The sequence below is a fragment of the Neisseria sp. P0018.S001 genome, assembly GCF_051957355.1.
Lineage (GTDB): Bacteria > Pseudomonadota > Gammaproteobacteria > Burkholderiales > Neisseriaceae > Neisseria > Neisseria subflava_A.
On record NZ_JBQCWN010000001.1, the window covers coordinates 44,196 to 64,299 of the forward strand.

A 20,104-nucleotide genomic window follows, 5' to 3' on the forward strand; every position below is an offset into this window, starting at 1 on the left:
GGCCGTCTGAAAAGTTTGAAAAGACTTCAGAAGTTTATTGCTATGGACCGTTAAATTTTATTAATAGGTCTTAGTTTGGTTTATTTCCATTAGGATAAAAATAAGATATATTCTCAATATTTAAAAACACGATAATCCTTGTAGATTTGTGGAAGGTACGCGGTCAACGAACCTGAAGTAGGCTAAAAATTATCTTCTTTGTTTTTAAAACGATTCTTTTCAAATTAGACGGATTTTTAACCATAAAGGCCGTCTGAAACCATCTGAAACTATTAGTCTCTTAATTCAAAGTAAACATCATGAGTGAAACACAAGAGCTGACTTTCGCCAAACGCTTAAAAGAGCAAACCACAGTTACACACGACAGCGTTGATAACTTGGTTATGTCCGTTCAACCTTTTTCCAGCAAAGAAAACTACATCAAATTCTTGAAACTTCAATCTGTTTTCCATAAGGCCGTCGACCACATCTATAAAGATGCCGAATTGAACAAAGCCATTCCAGAGCTTGAATACATGGCGCGTTACGATGCCGTGACTCAAGACTTGAAAGACTTGGGCGAAGAGCCTTACAAATTTGACAAAGAATTGCCACACGAAACCGGTAATAAAGCCATCGGCTGGCTGTATTGCGCCGAAGGTTCTAATTTGGGCGCGGCATTCTTGTTCAAACACGCTCAAAAACTCGAATACACCGGCGAATTCGGCGCACGCCACCTGGCTCCTCATCCGAACGGACGCGGCAAACACTGGCGCGCTTTTGTCGAGCATCTGAACGCTTTGAACTTGACTCCCGAAGCCGAGGCGGAAGCCATTCAAGGTGCGTGCGAAGCGTTTGCCTTCTATAAAGTGATTTTGCGCGAAACTTTCGGTTTGCCGGAAGGTGCGGAAGCGCCTGAAGGTATGACGCCGCACAGACTCTAAAAAATAATTAAATCAAACAGACAAGGTCTCGGCGTAGATGTTTGCAGAGACCTTTAATTACACTACAAAGTTTTGTTTGAACGGGTTGCTGTCTTATACCTACTCAGATTTGATTCTCTTTTAAAAATTCCATTCACCACCTAATGACCATTGATGAATATTACGCATTGCATAGGGTGCATTGCTACGGTTGTGACTATAACTATAATTCAAAGTAGGGGTAATGCCTTTATAAGATAATTTGTTGTGACTAAGATTGATAGAGAGCGCGCGCTCCCGATTGCGTTGCGGCTCCGTACCGAATGCCATAATGCCTTTATAGCGACGGTTGGCAAATGAAGCGGTAAGTCTGCTGTTAAGCCCACCTAAAACCTGCCATTGCTGTATCCAACCTATATTGAAACCGTTGCGGTGGTAGGCTGCATTGTTGACGGTATTACGTATGTTTTTGTTTTCAGGAACAAAGCGGTTGTATTGCCAACCGCCGAACAGGGTCGTACTGCCAAAACGGCGCGCTAGGGAAAGATAAGTACTGTCGTGCCAACCATCGTTGCGCAGTGCACGATCAGTTTCCCGATAGTTTTGGCGGTAGCGCTCCAGTGAGTGATAAAGTTGTGTTGCGTTACCGAGATTGACCATATGTGAAAGCTGTACGCCAACACCGTGTGCCAGCATATACGGCGCGGCGCGACGGTTATTTTCTTTTTTGCTGTCAAACTCGCTGCTGCCTGCCAACTGTGCCTGATAAAACGGTAAAACGCTGATGGTTTGTTTGCCATCCTTGCGCTGCCATCCCAAATAAGCCCTGCCGAACGCATCGTCGTAAGCCGATTGACGGTCGAAAAAATAGCTTGTGCCGCTGAGGTTGGTGCGGAATTTGATAGCGTGATGCCCATGCAATGGGGTGAGTTTTTCAGTGTTCAATTCGTAATTCAAGCCGTTGGCACTGACAGGTAAGGTAACACTGCATGCGGTTTGCCCCCTTGTTTCGATGCAATAACGCGGAGCAGCGTTGTTGGCATTATCGTTATGCACGGGGCTGATTCCACCAGACCATTTCCATTCTGTCTGCCGTTTGACGGCTTCTTGAAAACGTTTGACATTTTCCAAAACAGGGGCAGGTATATCGCGTTGCGCGGCATGACGAAAATGCATCGTTGCCTCACCCAAGCGATGGTCCTGAAACTCTGCTGCTGCCAAATCCAACAATATGCGGTCGTCTGAAACGTCAGATTCATAAAGGGTACGATAACGTTCGACCGCTTCGGAAATCCGTCCTTTCAGCTTTGCCAGCAAAGCATCGGCACGCGCAATCAGTTTGGGATTGTGGTTGGGCTGTTTACGGTAAAGGGCGACAAGCGAGGAAACCAGGTCTGCGCTATTGCCGTTAAGTGCTTGAACCAGTGCGTCTTCAAGAATATGCGGGTTTGCCGCTAAAAAATCATCATTAACCAGAGTTGGTCTGCCTATATTCTCATTCTTTTCAGGCGACCTTTCCTCCTCAGATAGAATATCTAACCATTGTTTCTGTTGTACTTGTACAGCAGTATTCTGAGAAGAAATATTCTGCCGAACACCCTCTTCGGGAAATTCAGCAAAGGCTGCTGACGGCAATAGGTAGCACAAAGAAGCTGAGACAATTTTTTGTTTTATTTTTAGCATTTAAAGTCATCCGAAATATATGTATATCTGAGGGCAAATCGTTTCTAATAAGGGATTTGCTCTTATCATAAAACTGCCTGAAACATCTCAGGTGATTTTATTTTTGCATAAAAAATACAGATTCGTATTTAGATTTATCATTATAACGGCAAATTTACGAAATAAATATAACTTATTTATTTTTATAGGATTATAAATTGCGTAAATATATTTAACAGAGAGAGGATGGCATAAAGATTCACCCTAACTACTGATATAAAAAATATTGGTATTGCTAAAATAAAATATTTGTTACACAATATTGCATATTATTAGTAATACTTATCATTATTGTATCTGAGAAGCTTGTATTTTAGAGAGATTGGTTATGAAAATTAATGTATTTATAGTGCCTATTGCAACTACCTTTATTTTGACTGCATGTGCAGGTGGAGGTGCATCTGAGCCCAAAGTTCCCGTTGCTATTCCGACAGCGCAACCTATCGCCAATGTTAAGTTGAGCGATGAAAGCAGTGCGATACAGACCATCAATACCCTTTCCGGAAAAGGTGGCAGCCTGCATGAAGCGGAGCTCGAAGTGAAAACATCATGGGGCAGCTATACCGATAAACAATATGTCTATCAAACCCCTTCTGGTAACTATTACAACATTAGTTCATATTCTGATCCGATTGTCCCATCATATTCCAGCCCATCTTATGCCCTTCGTACCCGCCATGAAGGACAACCTTTATCTGAAGGTGGCAAACTGTTTGTCTGTTGCAGTAGTTCGGGACAGTTCACCAATGCCCCTGCAACCAAACATGATCACCTTAAATTTGGCGCATGGATAAGTTCAGACGGTACGGCAGACCTGTTTGTCGGCGGCAAACCTGTCGGAACGGCAAAACCGTCTTATTACACTCCGTCTGACAGTACTGTGGCAAAAGGCAAAACTACATACGAAGTTTGGGCGGTTCGCGTCCGCAACGGCAATATCGTTACCTCTACCTACGAGCCCAAAAAATCCTATGGGGCCTCTGAAAAAATCGCTCCCAAACTTTCACTGCTGACAGCTAATTTCAACACCAACAAACTCGGCGGCACGATTTTAGGTAATGCGGATTACGGTCCGGACGTTGTGATGAAAGATGTAGGCATCAACGGCGTTGATTTCTCAGGCACTGCCGAATCCGATGGTAAAAACGGCAAAGTCGAAGGGAAATTTTTTGGTCAATTTAACGGCGATAAAACAGAAGTCAGTATAGGCGGTAAAGTTACCTTTAATGCCGATAAATCGTTGGATACCGTGTTCGGCGGCGTAAAGAATGATGACGACCGCAATACGACGGATACAAGTTTGACACCTGTCAGCAAGTAACTGCACATCAAGTATTCCAATAATAGATAATCAATATATATTAAGAGGCAAAAAATGTCCTTCCATTTTAAACCTGTACTGCTGGCAGCTATTGTCAGCCAAACTTTCCCTGCCTTAGCGGCCGATCCTATTCCTCAAGCTTATCAGGAGTTGAATGAAGTCAAAGTCATTGGCGGCCGCAAAGTACAAAAACTCGGTGAAGAGAAAATCCGCCGTCAGGCTTTGGATAAACAAATGGTCTCCGATGAAAGCGACTTGGTGCGTTACGATCCAGGCATCAGCGTCGTTGAAGGCGGACGCTCAGGTTCTAACGGTTTTACCATACGCGGTGTCGATAAAGACCGCGTTGCCATCAACGTGGACGGACTGGCACAAGCAGAAAGCAGGTCGTCTGAAGCATTCCAAGAGTTGTTCGGTGCATACGGCAACTTCAATGCAAACCGCAACACTTCCGAACCTGAAAATTTCTCGGAAGTAACCATGACCAAAGGCGCGGACTCGCTCAAATCCGGCAGCGGTGCATTGGGTGGTGCCGTCAACTATAAAACCAAATCCGCAAGCGACTATGTTTCCGAAGAAAAACCCTACCACTTAGGCATTAAAGGCGGCTATATCGGACGCAACAGCCAAAAATTCAGCAGCATAACCGCCGCGGGAACCTGGTTGGGTCTGGACGCATTGATGGTCTACACCCGCCGTTTCGGTAAAGAAACCAAAAACAACAGCGACGCTGCCGATACCGTCATCACCGACAACAAACAAAGCTGGAGTCCGAATGCCGGCAGTACCAACTACGGCAGCCGCGGCATAGCGCGCAGCAAACCTGACCCTCAAAATTGGGAAAACATAAGCACCCTGTTCAAGCTGGGTTACAACTTCAACGATCAAAACCGTATCGGCTGGATTTACGAAGATTCACGCACCGACCGCACGACGACCGAATTATCTAATATGTGGGCGGCAAACTGGAAAGGCGAGGCACTGGGCGATACCCGTTCCCGTCAAGATATTTCCTACCGCAAACGCATCGGTTTCGAATACAAAAACCAACTTGACAAAGGTCCATGGGACAGTCTTAACCTACGTTACGACCGTCAAACCATCGACATGAGCACTTGGACCTGGGATTTGCCGACGGATTATAATCGCAGCGGTGTGAACAGCGACGTGTACCATATGTTTCGCAACATCCGTCAAAAAAATACCCAATTTGGTGCCGATGCCGAAAAACAAATCGACTTTTCCAAATTGGTATGGGCAATGCAATACGGATTGGGTGGTTCCCAAAACGACAACGGCAATAGAGATCATAGCTATTGGGTACGCCTATACGACCCGAAATATCAAACGTCCAACAACCAAGAATTGACTATGCTGGTCGAAAGCTCCTCCAAAAACCGTTTTGCCTACTGGAACAACACCTTCCAATTCGGCGACAGCAGCCAATACCGCCTCAATGCCGGGCTTCGCTACGACAACAGCAGCAGCAAAGCCAAGGACAACCCCAACTATACCCCTGCCATCCGCGGTCAAATCCCCTATCTTGGCAGCGAGCGTAAACACAGCGGTTTCAGCTACGGCTTAGGATTAGACTGGAAATTTACTCCACATTTGAATCTTCTGGCGAAATACAGTACAGGCTTCCGCGCGCCGACTTCGGACGAAACCTGGCTATTGTTCCCGCATCCTGACTTCTACCTTAAAGCAAACCCTAACCTTAAGGCAGAAACCGCCAAAAACTTCGAGCTGGGACTTGCCGGCAGTGGCAAAGCCGGAAACTTTAAACTCTCCGGCTTCCAAACCCGCTACCGCAACTTTATCGAACTGACCTACATGGGCGTGTCCTCAGACAACCCCAACAGCCCTAATTATGCACCGATTTCCGACGGTACCGCATTGGTCAGCTCACCCGTTTGGCAAAACCAAAACCGTTCCTCCGCATGGGTGAAAGGTTTGGAATTTAACGGCACATGGAACCTTGACAGCATCGGTTTGCCGCAAGGCACGCACGCAGGTGTTAATGTCAGCTACATCAAAGGCAAAGCCAAACAAACCAACGGACAGGAAATCCCGATTAACGCCCTTTCCCCGTGGTCTGCCGTTTACAATTTGGGCTACGATGCTCCCTCCAAACGCTGGGGTATCAATGCGTACCTGACACACACCGCAGCTAAAAAACCGTCTGACACCGTTCACAGCAGTGATGATTTGAACAACCCATGGCCATTTGCCAAGCACAGCAAAGCCTATACGCTTTTCGACCTGACAGGCTACGTCAACTTGGGCAAATACTTCACCCTGCGCGCCGGTGCGTACAACATCGGCAACAAAAAATACTATACTTGGGAATCGCTGCGCAGCATCCGCGAATTTGGTACAGTCAACCGCGTTGACAACAAAACCCATGCCGGTATAGAACGCTTCACCTCCCCCGGCAGAAGCTACAACTTCACGCTTGAAGCCAAGTTCTAAGGTAATTAGAACAGAAAGGAAGGTTGGTAAAGCTACAGCACCACCAACGGCGTTGACCGCGATGGCAAAGGCTTAGTCGCTACCGTGCCCCAGGTCGCAACTATGCCGTGTCTTTGGAATGGAAATTCTAAGCAGTTAACGGATAGCTAAAGGCCGTCTGAAAGTTTTGATGACTTTCAGACGGCCTTATATATTGCACTCCGTTAAGGGAGTGTAAATTACAAACAAAACCCCTTGACAAGTTCCGATTAGCCGACTTTTCAATGGGTCTGAAATGTCAAAATTTGCCTACTACACAATTACACCGCAACCCGAAAAAAATCCCGTTGCCTACATCTTCCGCCTGTTTTCTGAGACCTGCGGAACGCTTGATTGCTTGGAAACAAAAGCTTTTTCTATCCGCAATCCCAACAATCCCCAAATCACTTACGGCGAAGCCGATTTATACGGTCAATTAAGCGTATCCGCACTGATGGCGGAGGTGCAATCATGAACCGTTCCGCTTCGCGCAGCGCGGAACGCGCTCTTCCTTGTCTTAATAGTAACAACTGCATTGAGACCGCAAACAGCGGCGAAATCAAGCAGTTGCCAAGTCAGTATGAAAACCGTAAAGCGGACACGCTGAACGAGTTTTCAACTTCTTACAAAAAATCCACTACCGCCCTAGAAATGAACGTCAAAGCGTTCATCGAAGCCTTTGGCCTGAACAAAGTCGGCTTTCTAATCCTGACTTTTGCCGATGACGTAACCGACCCGAAAGAAGCGCAACGTCGTTTCCATAGCTTAAGAACCAACTTTCTAAAACGCCATTTCCCCGAATACGTCTGCGTATACGAGCGCACGAAGAAAGGCCGTATCCATTTCCACTTAATCGTAAATATTCGTGTCGATATACGGCGCGGCCTGAATTTCCGCGAAATCGCTGCAGGCAGATACAGCTCGGCCAATCCCACATTGCGCCAACTGTGGGCATTGCTCCGCGAAAACGTCCACAAATACGGCTTTGGCCGTACTGAACTGTTGCCGGTCAAAACCAACAGCAAAGGCTTGGCGCGATACGTATCCAAATACATCAGCAAACACATCAACATCCGCCTGCCAGAAGACAAAGGTTATAGGCTCGTGCGTACCAGCATGGATAAAAAATCCGTTTGGAAAGTGGCAAACAGCAATTTTGCTTTTGTGTCCAAAGGTTCGAAAGAGTGGAGACGCAAGCTAAAAAAGTGGGTTGAGCAGGTAGAAAGCTATCTGAACCTCGTGGCCAAATGGAAACACCGCGCAGCCCTGCCCAGAATTACCCAAGACAATTACAACACCGTCTTAGCCTCTGTCCTAAGCCCGAAATGGGCATTTAAAAACCGAGAAACCATCATCAATATGTAGCGAAACCCGTAACCGTTGATTTTGGTTCGGGGGCGGGATGGGCGCGAAACCGCACTTACGAAGTAAGGCGAACGGCGCAAGCCGTGTGTGAGCGCCCCTCCCGTCCCGCCCCCGAACCGTTGAATACCAGTAACCCAGACCTTAAAGAAAGGAAAAAACATGACACAAGAAACAGAACGCCGACAAGGTATGTTTGTTATCGCCTCTTTTGATCGAATGTTCACACGTGAACGCAAAAACCAAGACGGCACATTCAGCAAGACTCACTATGTCGGTCTGATTATCCGTTCAGACACGGAAACCCGCCTTTGCGAAGTTCGCACAAAACACCCTGAAAAGTATGAAGGCTACAAGCCACAGCAAATCGTCTCCATGCAAGTGTTTCCTCGTGCATTTAAAGACAACATCTACTATTCTGACGAATCATAAACCAGTTTCAGGGGTTCGGCGGTGTCCCCTGACTTGACCCCGAAACACCGCCATAACCATTTTTTTAACTCCATAAAGGAAAACATCATGAGTATCAAAACCAAATTTCAACAAGCAGCCGCATTTGTAACCGTTGCAGCATTGCCAGTATTGGCATTTGCCGATGATAACGGCCTGGTTGATGCCGCTAAAACCGAATTGGGCGCGTTGAAAACAGGCATTATTTCCGTCGGTGCTGTAGCGATTGCCCTCGCCGTTGCCGCCGTTTCAATCAGTGTTATCAAATCCGCTGTGAAACGTTCCGCATAAGGTGCAACATGGGTTATCAGGTCGGTCGAATCTGTCATGAAACGGCAGAGCAGGCAACAAACGAAGTGATGACCCAAGTCGTACCGACCGTAGACAAAGACGGGGTGCTGCATCACCTCGTTTTTAACGGGCAGACTTGGACTTATAACGAACAGACCGTAAAACTTCAGTTTCCGCAGTGCGACAGCATGAAATATTACCGTCTCGGCGAACAAATCGGCACACAGATGATGTTTGCAATGATTTCACTTTTTGCAGTTGTCGTTATTGTGAAACTGGTTTTATGGCAGAGAGAAAGAAATGAAGAATGACACCCGAATCAGCATTTTTATTGGGTATTGTAAAGCCCATAACATTAGCCGTCTTTCTGTATGTCTTGGCTCGCTCTTGGTCGTAGGGCAGGCATGGGCAGAAGTAGGATTGCCCCCGCCGGCACAACATCAAAACGCAGGTTTCCCAAGTGACCAAGCCCTGCAACGTCGTGGCTACGATCCAAAAACAGGCATTTGGAAAGTTGATGTACAGAACAACGGCAAACCGACAGTAACTAAAAATGGCGGAAATATTAATGGTAGCCAAGGCAAAACTGTAACGGTTACAGGCCGATATGGCGAAACTGGCACGATGAACACAAATGTTAATCAACGGGTGAACGTTGGTAAAGTTGAAACTGTATTGGGTGGGACATTGGCCGGTGCTACTGCTATGGGTGGGGCTATTGGTTCTGATTATGCAGCTTGGACATATAGAGACATAAAAAATGGCGATTGGGCTATGGCTGCGCGTAATGGTGTCGGTGCAATTCTGACAGGTTTATCTAAACTAGATATTACTGGACTCGGGTCAGGTATTAATTCTTTTTTAGACAAAACAGGATTAAGAGATGGGGCATCACAAGAACAAATATCTAATGCGATTCAGAAAGCAGCACAAGCCCAACGCGAAGCAGAAGCACAAGGCAACTATCAAAAAGCAGTAGCAAACGCAGCAGCTAAAAAAGCAGCCGAAGCAGCACAAAAAGCGCAACAAAAAGACCAACAGAAGAAAGAAGAACAGAAGAAAGACGAAGAAGCAAAAAAGAATGGAATGATTAAATATCAACTGATAGTAAAGATAGATAGTAGTTATCAAAATTATGTTTTTTATTCTAAATCTGAAATCAATATCAATGGTTCTGAAGGTAATACTTTGAACAATTCTCCTGCATATTTAGGTCGTTTTGTATCTCATGTTGATATAGACATTCCAAATGCAACACCTTCAAGAATTTCTGTTAGTACTCCATCGGATAAATATGTCATTGTTTATTACAATTCATATAAAGAAGGTACAGTTCCAGAAGCAGAAAAAAAGAAACTCGCACAAAATCAAAGCGAAGTAAAAGCCGAAGATTTTATGCTGACACAAAAAGAAATGTTAGACATCCTCAAACGCATGCTTGAGAACAATCAGACAAACCATGCAGAATTGATGAACCAACTGGCAAAAATGGGCGTTATGAATCAATCTGCCGATCAAAGCACATTCAGCCCTGATACTGCGCTTAGTGCGCCGTACACACCCGAAGGCAGTAGCACCCCACAACAAACAAGATTCAAAATGAATCAAGATGGCACTGTGGGCGTTGATTATGTGCCACGTCCAGATTTAAAGCCAAACAGTCCAGAAGCACCAAATAAGCCCGAAAAGACAACACCGAGCAGACAGGAGAGTCCAGACACGCCAAACGCACCAAATAGTCCGAATTCGCCAAACACACCGAATGAGTCGAACAGTCAAAATAAACAGAATCAAAATGACAAAGAAAAAGATTTTTGTCAGAAAAACCCGAATGCTGCGCAATGTATGCCGAGTGGTGAAGACATCCAACTACCTGAACAGACCATAGACCTGAATTTCAAGCCTTTGGACGTATTCCAGTCTGACGGGAAGTGTCCCGCTCCCCGCTCCGTAGACTTCGGTGCATTGGGACAGGTAGAGTTCAGCTATGACCCGTTGTGCGACTTGGCACGCAAACTGCGCCCCATCTTCATCGCTATATGCGTGCTGACCTGCGCCTATTTTGTATATGAATCCGTAAAGGAATTGTGAAATGAACTGGGCTTCATTGATAACAGGCGTTCTTATGTCTGTAGCAGGGCGCATACTGACCGCCGTAGGTTTAAGTTTTATTTCAGTAACAGGACTGAATGCTTTGCAGGATTATTTCATTAACGAAATAAGCCGTAGTATCGGCGGTTTCCCCGACGAAGCCTTGCAAATACTGTATATAGCGGGATTCGGTGTCATTCTGAATTGGATATTTGGTGCGTTCAGCTTCGTAATATCCATAAAAGGCTTTAAAAAACTGTCTACCATCATTCAGTCGAAATAGGAAGAAAACATGTTATATCTGTTAACAGGCGTACCGGGTTCGGGCAAAACCCTGAAAGTCGTTTCCATGCTTGCCAAGCAAAAAGACTTTATGAATCGTCCGCTTTATGTAGACGGCATTCTTGACCTGAAAATACCACATGAAGAAATACCAGAAGGAGAAAGCATTCAGACATGGCCGAAGTGGGCACCGCCGGGCGCGATTATCGTTGTTGACGAATGCCAACGCATATTCCGCCCACGTCCTAGCGGTTCGAAAGTACCTGACTACGTCGCCGAACTTGAAACACATAGACACCGTGGTCTTGATTTCCTCTTGATAACTCAACATCCCCGTCTGATAGACGTCCATTTGCGCGGACTGATAGAACACCACACCCATTTCGGCAAGACTAATTTAGGACTGCGCCGTAAGCTCGAATGGACGACAGGCGGCGCAAAAGACCCTGAAAGCAGGGCAAACATCAGGGAAGCCCTAATCAGCGTGTATAGGCTTGATAAAAGCGTGTATGGGCTGTACAAGTCCGCTGAAGAACACACCAAAATCAGAACCAAGCGTAGCAAGGTTCTGTACCTGATACCCATCGCAATAGCCATGCTTGGTGGAGGTTTGTATTATTTCGCTTCCTTTTGGAAAAATATGGAAAAACCAATAGAAACAGCGGGACAAACGGCACAGGCACACGTTGCCGCGCAAGCGGCAAGCCCCGAAGCGCAGGCGGCAGCCGCTCCCGCGGCGGACGACGGCGCAGCGGGGCAGTACGCAGCCGCAAAGGTGCAAACGCCGTCAGAACCGCCAAAGCCCCATCTGACAGAAGAAGACTATCAGCCTCGTATCGCCGAACGCCCCGAAACCGCACCGATATACGACGGCATGAACAAAGCCGTAAAAGTCATGCCTTGGCCTGCCGCCTGTATCAAAGCAGAGAACCGCTGCACCTGCTACACCGACCAAGGCACGAAGATTAAAGACATCGGCAAACAAACCTGCCTGAACTACGTCAAAGACGGTTTACCATTTAATCCCTACAAAACGAAGACGGCAGAAGCTGTAAAACCGACTGAGACCGCATACACTCCCGACGCCCCGCAGGTCTTGACAATGGGCGGGGCAACCCCGCAAAATCTGATGTATGACGGATACAATGATAAAGCCCTGACGAATGTGGGTGGAAAGGTAAATTGATGAATGCGGGATTGGCGTTTTTTTTAGGGATATGGGCGGCAACGACCTATGAGCGTAAAGGCTGGCGAGGATTTTTTAAATATTTCGTTCTGCCGATGTGCATAATGTCGTTAATAGGAGCAGCAGTAATTATTTATTATGGATATAACGTAGCCAAATAGAACACCCTAACACAAGTCAGGGGGAGGACGTCCAGAAAGATTTGTAAAGGCGTGCTTTTTGCCTTTATAAATCTTTTTGGATACCCCTTGACGCTAACCCACCCAAAGACGCTGCCCGCAAGGGGTGGGGTGTGTTTTTTACCCCACCCTCTGCCACGTGGCGAACGCCCCCGGAGGGTCACCGAAGGCAAAACGCAGAGTTCCAAGCCCTGAGCGGGAAAACCGCCCTTTCAGGGGTTCGGATTCATGACCCGAACCGCAGCCCGCGACTTCCGAAGCACGACCGAAGCCATAGCTTGGAAAAAAGATAGAAGCGCGGGCTTCCGTACATAACAAGTTTGAACACTATACAAGGCTACGAGCCTGAATAAATAAGGCAAAACAATGTACTACTTAGGGATAGACGTATCAAAGAAAACCATAGACTGCTGTCTGATTTCAGACAGCATTTTTTATGAACGGAGGTTTGACAACATAGAGGACGGATTCAGACGGTTGGACGACTGGATACAGGAGTACACCACTGAAACGGTGCATTGCTGTTGCGAAGCGACAGGAATCTACCACGAAGCCATAGCCGCCCACTTAAGACAGAAACACATCGTAAGCATAGTCAATCCAAGCAAGATAAAAGGCTTTAGAGAAGCCGAACAGACACGAACCAAGACCGACCGACAGGACGCGAGGCTGATAGCCGAATACTGCCGACGAATGCAGCCCAAAGAATGGCAGCCGCCGACAGAAGAGCAAAAATACCTCCAAGCCATTACAGACTATATAGCCCGCCTTAAGCAGCAGAGAGCCGCAGAGCAGACCAAACACCAAACCGCCCCCGATACTATCCGCCATCACATACAGACCACCATAGACCATCTGAACAGACTTATAACAACCGTACAAAACGAACTCAAAGACTTCTACCGCCAAAATCCAATATACAACGAAAAGAAGAACCGCCTGAAAACCATAGACGGTATAGGCGAATCTGCCGCTTCCGTCCTGCTCGCCAAACTCACACGCTACGACTTTGCCAATCAAAACCAATTTGCCGCATATCTCGGTTTAGATCCAAAAATCAAAGATTCGGGAACAAGCGTCAAAGGAAAGCCCCGAATATCCAAACAGGGACAAAAGAACGCCCGTAAAGCCCTATATATGCCCGCACTTGTCGCCTACCGTATGAACGCATTTCCAGCCTTTACAGCTCGTCTCAAAGCGAGGGGGAAGCCCCCGAAGCTGATAATAGTCGCCATCATGCGCAAACTTGCCGTTATTGCCTACCAACTGTATAAAACAGGTAAAGATTACGACCGTTCCCGATACCGAAATTAGACATCGGCATGAAAAAACGCCCCGAAAAATCGGGGCGTAGACCTTGTGTATCTTTAAGATATGTAAATGTTGTTGACGGTGTAATACACTATCTTTTTTATTTAAAACGAAAATTTTAAACGGACAACAACGGATACTGCCGAACAATCGCGCGGATGATGGCGCGGTTGGGGTGTAGCGCGGTTCTCAGTCTTTGCGATAGTGGGTGCGGCAAGCCGAGTATTTCGGCCGCAATGGCGGCGGCGCAGATGGGGGCTGTCGCCAGGCCTCGCGTGCCGTGTGCCGTATTGATGTAGGCATTGGGCAGGTAAGGGCAGGGGATATTGTCGAGGCGGTAGTTTTTGTCCAATGCCAGCTTGGCATAGGCGGACTGCATGGCGGCAATGTCGCCGAGTGCGCCGACAACGGGCAAGTGGTCGAGGCTGTCGCAACGCAGGGCGGCATGGCCTTGTGTGTCTTGAAGGCCGTCTGAAAACGAATCTTGCTCAAACAGGGATTGTGCCAATGGCGGATTGAGCTGTTGCAGGGCGGCACGGTTTTCGGCTTCTTCGTGCGGATACCAAGTTTCATCGTTGCTGTTGAGCACAAATGTCGCGCCGTAGCAGTGGCGGCCTTGCCAGCTCGGGCTGATGTAGCTTTCGCCGGAAATGGCGCAACGCAGTTTTTGTGAAAACGGGCTGGCGGATACAACGCCGGTTTGTCCGCGGATTTGGCGGAAAGGCAGGGCGGAGACGTTGGTGTCGGCGGCAGTCGGGCTGTGCGCGCCCATGCAGTAAACGATATGGCTGGCGTTGAAATGCGCGTTTGGCGTGTGTGCCGTCCATTGTGTGCCGTCATGTGATACGGCGGTCAGCGGCGAGTGTTCGTGCAACTCAATCAGCGGATGATTCAATAAGGTATGCACGACGGCGGGTGGATTCAGCCATACGCCTTGCGGCCAGTAAAGGCCGTCTGAAAATACGTCTATGCCTGCGATGGACGCAGCCTCTTCGGCAGATACGCTGCGGTAGAGGTGTTTATGCTGGTGTTGCAAACCCAAGGCTTGATTGCGTTTGCGTTCGCTTTCGTCAAAATTCAAATGCAATACGCCGTCGCCGCCCCATACGTCGGAATCAGGCAGCAAGTCTTCCAACAATCGGCGCGTGTAGCCGTAGCCTGTCAGCAGCAGCTCGGTTTGTTCGGTATCGTGTGGCGAGATTTTGGCGTAGAGCAAGCCTTGGCGGTTGCCGCTGCCTGCCTGCGCCGCTTTGCCTGCCTCCAAAACTGTAACGCGTACGCCGTGCTCTGCCAGTTTGCGTGCGGTCGCTGCACCGGCGATGCCTGCGCCGATAATCAGTACGTGTTCGGGCGCAGCTTGATGTTCAGGCCGTCTGAACCAAGGTTTCAGAGGAGAGGGGTGTGCTTGGGATATGGCTTCGGTTTGCCATTCGATATGATGGAAATGTTCGTGTAAGCGGTCGGCGCGGTGTGGTGGAACCAGCCAGAGATGCACATCAGGCAATAGGTTTTCTAAAACGTTGACGCTGTTGAACTGAAGACATTTCACGGCTTGAACGAGACGGTTGTTCAGACGGCCTTCAAGCTCGGAGGGATGATTGGACAGCGGAAAATCGGGAATATGGTTTTCAGGCAGACAGACAATCAAATAAAGCGGCGCGGTATGTTGTTCGATCGCGCGGCAAAGGGTAGCAAGGGAAGGCGTGGTGTTCCAAGCAAGGCAGGTCATGATGAAAGGCCGTCTGAAAAAAGAGGCTTTATTGTAACGCGGTTTGCGCGGATAGAATATCCGAACGGGTTTTGATAGAATCGCATGATATTTTGATTTTCAATTGATTTTCATACAGGAATTTTATGCGCCGTCTTTTATTGTGCCTTCTCGCTTCCGGCTTGCCCATCGCTTGCTCGTCCGCGCCGCCGGATAACGGCAGCAAAGCCGCTCAGTCCGAACGCTGGGCAACCCCCGTCAAACACGATGCCAACCTTTATCGTATTGACGACAAGCTTTACCGCAGCGAGCAGCCTGTTGCCGAAGATGGGGAAGCCATCGTCAAACTGGGCATTCAAAGCGTGATCAACTTGCGCTTTTTCGACCGCAACGATGACGACCATTTGAAAGCGCATGGTTTGACCTTGCTAAACCGTCCGTTGCTGTCATGGAGCATTAAGCCGAAAGAGATTGCGGAAATCCTATACTTGATTGAAAAACAACAGCAAAACGGCGCAGTGCTTATCCACTGTTATCACGGTGCAGACCGTACTGGTTTGATTGCCGGAATGTACCGCATCATCTATCAAGGCTGGTCGGTAGAAGAGGCAAAAGCCGAAATGCAACATGGGCCTTACGGTTATCACAGCATTTGGAAAAATATTGCCAAGCTGTTTACCGAAGAGAAAGTCAAGCAGGTTAAAACGCACTTGGAAGTCTTGCGCAAACGCGGTTAACACCAAGATTTAAATCATAAAAGGCCGTCTGAAAGAACAAATCTTTCAGACGGCCTTTTTTAATGGCAGATTGCTTAAATCACAAAATCCGTAGATGATAATTGAATGCTTTGATCCATATCGGCAGACGGAGTTTTGGAAGAGCGGCCGACCGGTTTGGCCGGTACGCCGACAACGGTAATCGAAGACGGTACGTCGGCAACCACCACGCTGCCTGCGCCGATTTTGGCATTTTCGCCGATGCGGATGTTGCCCAAAATCGAAGCGTTCGCACCAATCATCACGCTATTGCCGATTTTCGGGTGGCGGTCGCCGCTTTCTTTGCCCGAACCGCCCAGCGTTACGCCGTGGAGGATGGAAATATTGTTGCCCAAGACGGCGGTTTCACCGGCCACAAAACCGGTGGCATGGTCGAGCATCAAACCGTGACCGAAACGGGCGGCTGGGTGGATATCGACACCGAAGACTTCCGACATGCGGTTTTGCAGGAAATACGCCAGCGTTTTACGGCCGTTTTGATAGAGCCAGTGGTTGATACGGTGTGCCTGTACGGCGTGGAAGCCTTTGAAATACAACAGCGGCAGCGAATATTCGTCACAAGCCGGATCGCGTTCATAAATGGCTTTCAAGTCGGCCTCGACACATTTGCTGATACGGGTGTCCACGCTCAAAGCCTGCTGATAGATTTCAAACAGCGCGCGCACATCCATAATCGGGCTGCCGAGTTTGCTGGAAAGATGGTAGGCAAGTACCGAATCGAGCGAATCGTGGCGCAACACGGTTTGATGCAGGAAACTCGCCAGCATCGGTTCGGCCGCAGCGGCCGCTTCGGTTTCTTCGCGGATGGTGTGCCACAGATTAAAATCGGTTGAATTCAAATGGTCTTTTTTCATGTTTGAGGCCGTCTGAAGAATAAAATCAGATGGCTATCTTACCGTTTTCCAACGTCTTTTAACAAGGCATTTGATAATCGGTATTCAAATGCTTGAAGTTTTTTCAGACGGCCTTATATATGAAACATCGAATATCAACACGCTAAAAGGATGTCAGAAATGACGGAGCATAACGAACAACATCAACACGAAGCAGAAGAAGCGGCAGCCGTAGAGACTGCCGAAACCGTTGAAACCGAACAAGCAGAACCGACTTACGAAGAGCTTCAGGCGCGTGTCACCGAGTTGGAAGGCCAACTCAAAGACAGTGAGCTGCGCGGTTTGGCAAACGAGCAAAACCTGCGCCGCCGCCATCAGCAAGAGATTGCCGATACACATAAATTCGCTGGACAAAAATTTGCGGCCGAAATGTTGCCTGTCAAAGACTATCTTGAAATGGCGCTGCTCGACCAAAGCGGTAATTTCGATGCCCTGAAAATGGGCGTGCAAATGACTTTGAACGAGTTACAAAAAGCGTTTGATGCCACCCATATTAAAGAAGTCAATCCTCAGGCAGGCGAGAAACTTGATCCGCATTACCACCAAGCCATGCAGGCGGTAGTCAGCGAGCAAGAGCCGAATACCATCGTCAGCGTGATGAAAAAAGGCTATACATTGGCCGATCGCGTACTGCGTCCTGCGATGGTTGTTGTGGCGAAAAAAGAAGATTGAAGGCACCGCTTGATAAAGTTTATCAAGCATAAGATCTTCAGACGGCCTTATCCGGTTTCAAATCCTGATGTTCCGCTATTGGAAAATCATTCCGATAAACCGGAATCGGAAAATTAAAGCCAGCCGTCTGAAAAAAGAATAAACGGCTTGTGGATAAATAAATCAAGTACTTGAATTTAATTTAAAAAAAAATTCAAATTAAGCCTTGAAAAAAAATGAAGCAACCTTATTTACAAGCCATCGGAACGAAATGTTCCACAGGATTATTAATTTAGAAAAGTTTATTTATTAGGAGCAACATAATATGGCAAAAGTAATCGGTATTGACTTAGGTACAACCAACTCTTGTTTGGCCATTTCTGAAAACGGTCAAACCAAAGTGATCGAAAATGCAGAAGGTGCACGCACCACTCCTTCCGTTATCGCTTATTTGGACGGTGGCGAAATCCTCGTCGGCGCGCCTGCAAAACGCCAAGCGGTAACCAACGCTAAAAACACTATTTACGCCGCCAAACGTTTGATCGGCCACAAATTTGAAGACAAAGAAGTTCAACGTGACATCGAGTCTATGCCTTTTGAAATCATCAAAGCCAACAACGGCGATGCATGGGTGAAAGCGCAAGGCAAAGAGCTGTCTCCTCCTCAAATTTCCGCAGAAGTTTTGCGTAAAATGAAAGAAGCCGCTGAAGCTTACTTGGGCGAGAAAGTCACTGAAGCTGTGATTACCGTTCCTGCCTACTTCAACGACAGCCAACGTCAAGCGACTAAAGACGCAGGCCGTATCGCAGGTTTGGAAGTAAAACGTATCATCAACGAACCAACCGCAGCCGCTTTGGCATTCGGTATGGACAAAGGCGACAACAAAGACCGCAAAGTAGCCGTATATGACTTGGGTGGCGGTACTTTCGATATTTCCATCATCGAAATTGCCAACCTCGACGGCGACAAACAATTCGAAGTATTGGCTACCAACGGCGATACCTTCTTGGGTGGTGAAGACTTCGACCAACGCTTGATCGACTACATCATTGATGAGTTCAAAAAAGAACAAGGCATTGATTTGAAACAAGACGTAATGGCTCTGCAACGTCTGAAAGAAGCTGCTGAGAAAGCTAAAATCGAATTGTCCAGCAGTCAGCAAACCGAAATCAACCTGCCATACATCACTATGGATGCAACCGGTCCTAAACACTTGGCCATGAAAATTACCCGTGCCAAATTCGAAAGCCTGGTTGAAGATTTGATCCAACGTTCTATCGAGCCTTGCAAAATTGCATTGAAAGATGCCGGCTTGAGCACCAGCGATATCGACGACGTGATTTTGGTTGGCGGTCAAAGCCGTATGCCGAAAGTACAAGAAGCCGTTAAAGCCTTCTTCGGTAAAGAGCCTCGTAAAGACGTAAACCCTGACGAAGCTGTTGCCGTAGGTGCAGCGATTCAAGGCGAAGTATTGAGCGGCGGCCGTAGCGACGTATTGCTGCTGGACGTAACTCCTCTGTCTTTGGGTATCGAAACCATGGGCGGTGTGATGACCAAGCTGATTCAAAAGAACACTACTATTCCGACTAAAGCGTCTCAAGTGTTCTCAACTGCCGAAGACAACCAAAGCGCAGTAACCATCCACGTACTGCAAGGCGAACGCGAACGCGCTTCTGCCAACAAATCTTTGGGTCAGTTCAACTTGGGCGACATCGCACCTGCACCACGCGGTATGCCGCAAATTGAAGTTACTTTCGACATCGACGCCAACGGTATCTTGCACGTTTCTGCCAAAGACAAAGGTACTGGCAAAGCGGCCAACATTACCATCCAAGGTTCTTCAGGTTTGAGCGAAGAAGAAATCGAACGCATGGTGAAAGATGCCGAAGCCAATGCTGAGGAAGATAAAAAGCTGACTGAATTGGTCGCTTCCCGCAACCAAGCCGAAGCCCTGATTCACTCTGTGAAAAAATCTCTGACTGACTACGGCGACAAACTTGACGCTGCCGAGAAAGAAAAAATCGAAGCTGCGTTGAAAGAAGCTGAAGAAGCAGTTAAAGGCGACGACAAAGCTGCTATCGATGCCAAGGCCGAATCTTTGGGTGCAGCCAGCCAAAAATTGGGTGAAATGGTTTACGCTCAAGCGCAAGCCGAAGCCCAAGCAGGCGAAAGCGCACAAGCCGAACCGTCTTCCGCTAAGAAAGACGACGACATCGTAGATGCCGACTTTGAAGAAGTAAAAGACGACAAAAAATAATTGATGCCGTCTGAAAAAAAGCGCGAATCGAAAGGTTCGCGCTTTTTATTTGAATTATTCATAGTAAAAGGTCATCTGAAAGCTTTTCAGACGACCTTGGTTTTAGAAATCTTGACAGACAGGAAAAAGATATAACCCATTGAAAAGACAAGGTTGGGCTAATCTGTTTGTACCTATTCTGGAAGCGATTTTTTCTTTTTGGATTTTATGTATTTCAAGAACATCAGTTCAA

Annotated in this window: 18 protein-coding genes; 15 read left to right on the top strand and 3 right to left on the bottom strand. The window is 47.4% G+C overall.

The window, feature by feature from the left end; all coding sequences use genetic code 11:
* The first annotated feature begins 299 nt into the window (after positions 1-299).
* Entirely contained in the window at positions 300-923 is a 624-nt protein-coding gene (locus tag ACTHTJ_RS00190) for a biliverdin-producing heme oxygenase (protein WP_070461963.1), read from the top strand.
* Positions 924-1,043: 120 nt separating this feature from the next.
* Here the strand turns inward: ACTHTJ_RS00190 and ACTHTJ_RS00195 are convergent, their stop codons facing one another.
* On the bottom strand, positions 1,044-2,585 hold the full coding sequence (locus ACTHTJ_RS00195; protein WP_070583828.1) for a surface lipoprotein assembly modifier: 1,542 nt from the start codon (positions 2,583-2,585) through the stop codon (positions 1,044-1,046).
* Between the two features lie 367 nt (positions 2,586-2,952).
* On the opposite strand from ACTHTJ_RS00195, the gene ACTHTJ_RS00200 reads away from it, so the two are divergent.
* The 11 genes from ACTHTJ_RS00200 to ACTHTJ_RS00250 all read left to right on the top strand — a co-directional run bounded on the left by ACTHTJ_RS00200 (position 2,953) and on the right by ACTHTJ_RS00250 (position 13,590).
* Positions 2,953-3,945 (top strand): Slam-dependent surface lipoprotein, encoded by a 993-nt coding sequence (locus tag ACTHTJ_RS00200; RefSeq protein ID WP_070583829.1) that lies wholly within the window; start codon positions 2,953-2,955, stop codon positions 3,943-3,945.
* 234 nt (positions 3,946-4,179) lie between these two features.
* Complete coding sequence (locus ACTHTJ_RS00205; RefSeq protein ID WP_440361031.1) at positions 4,180-6,417, top strand: TonB-dependent hemoglobin/transferrin/lactoferrin family receptor; 2,238 nt, start codon at positions 4,180-4,182, stop codon at positions 6,415-6,417.
* A gap of 274 nt (positions 6,418-6,691) precedes the next feature.
* Positions 6,692-6,910 carry a hypothetical protein gene (locus tag ACTHTJ_RS00210; protein WP_070583831.1) on the top strand — a complete coding sequence of 73 codons (219 nt, stop codon included), beginning with the start codon at positions 6,692-6,694 and terminating at the stop codon, positions 6,908-6,910.
* Positions 6,907-7,800, top strand: coding sequence for a rolling circle replication-associated protein (locus ACTHTJ_RS00215; protein ID WP_070583832.1), 894 nt, complete (start codon positions 6,907-6,909; stop codon positions 7,798-7,800). The genes ACTHTJ_RS00210 and ACTHTJ_RS00215 overlap by 4 nt, the downstream gene beginning before the upstream one ends.
* A 159-nt stretch (positions 7,801-7,959) precedes the next feature.
* Complete coding sequence (locus ACTHTJ_RS00220) at positions 7,960-8,229, top strand: hypothetical protein (RefSeq protein ID WP_070583833.1); 270 nt, start codon at positions 7,960-7,962, stop codon at positions 8,227-8,229.
* Positions 8,230-8,316: 87 nt separating this feature from the next.
* Positions 8,317-8,538, top strand: coding sequence for a hypothetical protein (locus ACTHTJ_RS00225; protein ID WP_070583834.1), 222 nt, complete (start codon positions 8,317-8,319; stop codon positions 8,536-8,538).
* A gap of 8 nt (positions 8,539-8,546) precedes the next feature.
* The gene (locus ACTHTJ_RS00230; protein WP_070583835.1) at positions 8,547-8,849 is read left to right on the top strand and encodes a hypothetical protein; all 303 of its coding nucleotides are present in this window, start codon (positions 8,547-8,549) and stop codon (positions 8,847-8,849) included.
* Complete coding sequence (locus ACTHTJ_RS00235) at positions 8,839-10,629, top strand: virulence factor TspB C-terminal domain-related protein (protein WP_070583836.1); 1,791 nt, start codon at positions 8,839-8,841, stop codon at positions 10,627-10,629. Before ACTHTJ_RS00230 ends, ACTHTJ_RS00235 begins: the two co-directional genes overlap by 11 nt.
* Position 10,630: 1 nt before the next feature.
* Positions 10,631-10,912: a DUF2523 family protein gene (locus ACTHTJ_RS00240; RefSeq protein WP_070583837.1), complete on the top strand. Its 282-nt coding sequence runs from the start codon at positions 10,631-10,633 to the stop codon at positions 10,910-10,912.
* A gap of 9 nt (positions 10,913-10,921) precedes the next feature.
* Complete coding sequence (locus tag ACTHTJ_RS00245) at positions 10,922-12,097, top strand: zonular occludens toxin domain-containing protein (protein WP_070583838.1); 1,176 nt, start codon at positions 10,922-10,924, stop codon at positions 12,095-12,097.
* Positions 12,098-12,642: 545 nt separating this feature from the next.
* The gene (locus ACTHTJ_RS00250) at positions 12,643-13,590 is read left to right on the top strand and encodes an IS110 family transposase (RefSeq protein ID WP_070583839.1); all 948 of its coding nucleotides are present in this window, start codon (positions 12,643-12,645) and stop codon (positions 13,588-13,590) included.
* A gap of 115 nt (positions 13,591-13,705) precedes the next feature.
* Here the strand turns inward: ACTHTJ_RS00250 and mnmC are convergent, their stop codons facing one another.
* A complete protein-coding gene (mnmC, locus tag ACTHTJ_RS00255) occupies positions 13,706-15,316 on the bottom strand; it encodes an FAD-dependent 5-carboxymethylaminomethyl-2-thiouridine(34) oxidoreductase MnmC (protein WP_070583840.1) in 1,611 nt (536 codons plus the stop codon).
* A gap of 125 nt (positions 15,317-15,441) precedes the next feature.
* Between mnmC and ACTHTJ_RS00260 the strand changes: the two genes are divergently transcribed.
* Entirely contained in the window at positions 15,442-16,032 is a 591-nt protein-coding gene (locus ACTHTJ_RS00260; RefSeq protein WP_070583841.1) for a tyrosine-protein phosphatase, read from the top strand.
* 74 nt (positions 16,033-16,106) lie between these two features.
* Here ACTHTJ_RS00260 and cysE read toward each other — a convergent pair whose 3' ends face one another.
* On the bottom strand, positions 16,107-16,925 hold the full coding sequence (cysE, locus tag ACTHTJ_RS00265; RefSeq protein ID WP_440360750.1) for a serine O-acetyltransferase: 819 nt from the start codon (positions 16,923-16,925) through the stop codon (positions 16,107-16,109).
* A gap of 150 nt (positions 16,926-17,075) precedes the next feature.
* On the opposite strand from cysE, the gene grpE reads away from it, so the two are divergent.
* A complete protein-coding gene (gene grpE, locus ACTHTJ_RS00270; RefSeq protein ID WP_070583843.1) occupies positions 17,076-17,636 on the top strand; it encodes a nucleotide exchange factor GrpE in 561 nt (186 codons plus the stop codon).
* Positions 17,637-17,940: 304 nt separating this feature from the next.
* Complete coding sequence (dnaK, locus tag ACTHTJ_RS00275) at positions 17,941-19,872, top strand: molecular chaperone DnaK (protein ID WP_070583844.1); 1,932 nt, start codon at positions 17,941-17,943, stop codon at positions 19,870-19,872.
* Positions 19,873-20,104 lie beyond the last annotated feature (232 nt).